3 protein-coding genes are annotated in these 3,214 nt (G+C 72.5%); 1 reads left to right on the top strand and 2 read right to left on the bottom strand.

The window, feature by feature from the left end; all coding sequences use genetic code 11:
- Positions 1–215 precede the first annotated feature (215 nt).
- Positions 216–746 (top strand): YbjN domain-containing protein, encoded by a 531-nt coding sequence (locus tag AOK24_RS34810; protein WP_055723981.1) that lies wholly within the window; start codon positions 216–218, stop codon positions 744–746.
- Positions 747–844: 98 nt separating this feature from the next.
- Here the strand turns inward: AOK24_RS34810 and AOK24_RS34805 are convergent, their stop codons facing one another.
- Positions 845–2,134 (bottom strand): mannosyltransferase family protein, encoded by a 1,290-nt coding sequence (locus tag AOK24_RS34805; protein WP_107104118.1) that lies wholly within the window; start codon positions 2,132–2,134, stop codon positions 845–847.
- 76 nt (positions 2,135–2,210) lie between these two features.
- A partial coding sequence (locus AOK24_RS34800) for a pyridoxal phosphate-dependent aminotransferase (RefSeq protein ID WP_240554267.1) occupies positions 2,211–3,214 on the bottom strand: 1,004 nt, incomplete at its 5' end.

The raw sequence follows: 3,214 nt of genomic DNA, 5'->3' as shown, positions 1-3,214 counted from the left end.
AGGTATGACGGGTACTACGGGAAGCCCCGTAGTACCCGTCATACCTCCGTGGCCCGAGCGGACCGGAGACGGCCGTCTTCCCGGCCCTCGTCACCCTCGATGTTCAAGCCCCGGTCAGTTCCTGTCAGCCGACGGCTGACAGGGTCCTGCGGGGGTTGCCAGTCCCCGCCCCGCATGGGAGAGGATGGCGGCATCCGTACGAAGGGAAAAACACGGTGAGCATCGACCCGTCCTCGATTCCGAATTTCGGGGGCCAGCCCGAGCCGCAGCCCCAAGGACCGGCGGGCCCCGTCGTCCCTGACCAGGATCTCGTGAAGCAGCTCCTCGACCAGATGGAGCTGAAGTACGTCGTCGACGACGAGGGTGACCTCGCGGCGCCGTGGGAGCAGTTCCGTACGTACTTCATGTTCCGCGGCGAGGGCGAGCAGCAGGTCTACTCGGTGCGGACCTTCTTCGACCGTCCCCACCAGATCGACGACAAGCCCCAGCTCCTTGAGGCGATCGACGACTGGAACCGCCGCACCCTGTGGCCCAAGGTCTACACGCACACCCACGACGACGGCTCGGTCCGCCTCATCGGCGAGACGCAGATGCTGATCGGCGCGGGCGTGAACATCGAGTTCTTCGTCTCCTCCACGGTCAGCTGGGTCCGTGCCGCGATCGAGTTCGACAAGTGGCTCGTGGAGCAGCTCGGCATCGAGGACGAGGGTGTGGAGCTGGAGAAGCCGTCGGACGACGAGCAGTAGGGCGTCGTCCCACCGGGGCCGCGCGTAGGTCCTGAGAGCTACGGGGCGAGTGGCTCCGTGGGTCGAGGTACCTACCTCCGTGGAGCCACGGGGCGCGTCTACAACGGCGTGTCCGCGAGCACCACCAGGTACGCCCCGTACGCGAACGAGAGCCCGGCCAGGGCCGCGACCACCACGGCCGCGTGCCACGGCCGGGTTCTCGTCGTCCGGGCCAGGGCCGCCGCGAGCGGCAGCAGCAGCGGGAACGCCGGCAGCAGGAACCGCGGCTTCGACTCGAAGAACCCCGACCCGCCGAGCGCGATCAGCAGCAGTACGCCGGTGTACACCAGCAGGGGCAGCGGTACGCGCTCGGCGAGCAGCAGGGCGTACAGGACGACCGCGGCGCCGACGATGACGAGGGTCACGGGGAAGACGAACCGGTCACCCTCCAGCAGCAGATGCCGCGCGAACCGCAGGGACCCTTCCCCGAAGTCGAACCGCGACCCCCACAGGCGCTGCACGGCGAAGTAGCCCCCCAGCGGATCGCCCTGGCGGACACCGACCCACAGGACGTACGCGAGCCACCCCAGGGGCGCGAGCGCGATCCCCGTCCACAGCCTGTGGGTAACCCGCGCGCGGGAGCCCCCGTACGGAGCCGGCCCCCACGCCCCGCGCCCGCGTACAGCCCGCGCCGAGCCCTCGCCCCGCACCGACACCGCCGTACCGCGCCCCCGCGCGCGTACCGCCTCACAGCTCCCCGCCGCCACCACGGCCGCCGCTACAGCGAACCCGTTGGGGCGTGACACCCCCGCCGCGGCGGCCAGCGCGCCCGCCCACACCCACCGCCCCGTCAGCACGGCGTACAGCGCCCACGCGGCGAACGCCGTCAGGACGGGCTCGGTGTAGGCCATCGACAGGACGACGGAGTGGGGGAGCAGGCCCCACAGGAGGACCGTCGCGGCGGCCACGGCGGGACCGCGCAGGAGGCGGGCCACGGCGTAGATCCCGCAGGCGGCGACCGCGGCGGCCGTCCAGGACACCAGGAGGCCCGCAGAGCCGCCGCTGAGGGGCGTCACGGCGGTCACCGCGCGGACGAGGGCCGGGTACAGCGGGAAGAACGCCAGGTCGCTGTGGACGACGTCCGGGCCGAAGCGCAGCGTGCGGCCGTAGCCGTGCTCGGCGATGCCCAGGTACCACCGGGAGTCCCAGGAGTGCCCCAGGAGCCGCAGAGGCCGCTTGCCGGCCGCCCAGGCGACCCCCGCGAGCACCCCGGCCCCGGCGAGCCGCGCCAGGACGAACAGGCCGAGGGCGCCGAGCAGGCCCCGGTGGCGCCGTACGGCGGGACGGCGCGCGACGGCTGACGGCGGCGGGGCGAGGGCGGCGGTGGCGTGAGTCACACTCGGCACCATGCAGGCCGACGCGCCCGCGCGCGAGCAGGACGGGGCCGGGCGGGGGACTTTGACGGAGCGTCGGAAGGGCCCCGGGTCAGCCGGCGAGTGCCTTCAGGCGCGACACGGCCTCTTCGAGGACGCCCGTCCGCTTGCAGAACGCGAACCGCACGAACGGCGCTCCCTGGTCGCGGTGGTCGTAGAAGACCGCGTTGGGGATCGCGACGACACCCGCGCGCGCGGGCAGCGCACGGCAGAACGCGAAACCGTCGCTCTCGCCGAGGGGACGGATGTCGGTGGTGACGAAGTACGTCCCGGCCGGGCTGAACACCCCGAAACCGGCCTCCTTGAGCCCCGCCGACAACAGGTCCCGCTTCGCGCGCATGTCCGCGCGGAAGGACGCGAAGTACGACTCCGGCAGGGCGAGCGCCTCGGCGACCGCGTACTGGAACGGCCCGGAGGCGACGTACGTGAGGAACTGCTTCGCCGAGCGGACGGCGCTCGTCAACCCCGGGGACGCCGTCACCCAGCCGACCTTCCAGCCGGTGAACGAGAACGTCTTGCCGGCCGACCCGATGGTCACCGTCCGCTCGCGCATGCCCGGGAGGGAGGCCAGCGGGATGTGCTCGGCGTCGTCGTACACGAGGTGCTCGTAGACCTCGTCCGTGACGACGAGCAGGTCCCGTTCCACCGCCAGTTCGGCGATCGCGGTGAGCTCCGCGCGCGTGAGGACCGTTCCGGTCGGATTGTGCGGCGTGTTGATCAGAAGCAGTCGCGTGGCGTCGGTGACCGCGTCGCGCAGCTCGTCCAGGTCGAGGCGGAAGCGGGCCGCCTCGGGGTCGGGGCGCAGGGTCACGGGGACCCGGCGGGCGCCCGCCATGGCGATGGAGGCGGCGTACGAGTCGTAGTAGGGCTCCAGGGCCACCACCTCGTCCCCGGGCTCCAGGAGGGCCAGCAGGGTGGCCGCGATGGCCTCCGTGGCGCCGGCCGTCACCAGGACCTCGGTGTCGGGGTCGTACGACAGGCCGTACCGCGCGCGCTGGTGCGCGGTGATCGCCGTACGCAGCTCCGGCACGCCCGGGCCCGGCGGGTACTGGTTGC

The sequence above is a fragment of the Streptomyces niveiscabiei genome (assembly GCF_001419795.1).
In the GTDB taxonomy this organism is placed as follows: Bacteria; Actinomycetota; Actinomycetes; order Streptomycetales; family Streptomycetaceae; genus Streptomyces; species Streptomyces niveiscabiei.
Note: the sequence above shows the minus strand (reverse complement) of the source record. Positions and strands in the feature narration are given on the sequence as shown.

Bases quoted from the DNA above. Each gene is read 5' to 3' on its own strand.
- AOK24_RS34805 (WP_107104118.1), bottom strand. From the start codon at position 2,134: ATGGTGCCGAGTGTGACTCACGCCACCGCCGCCCTCGCCCCGCCGCCG.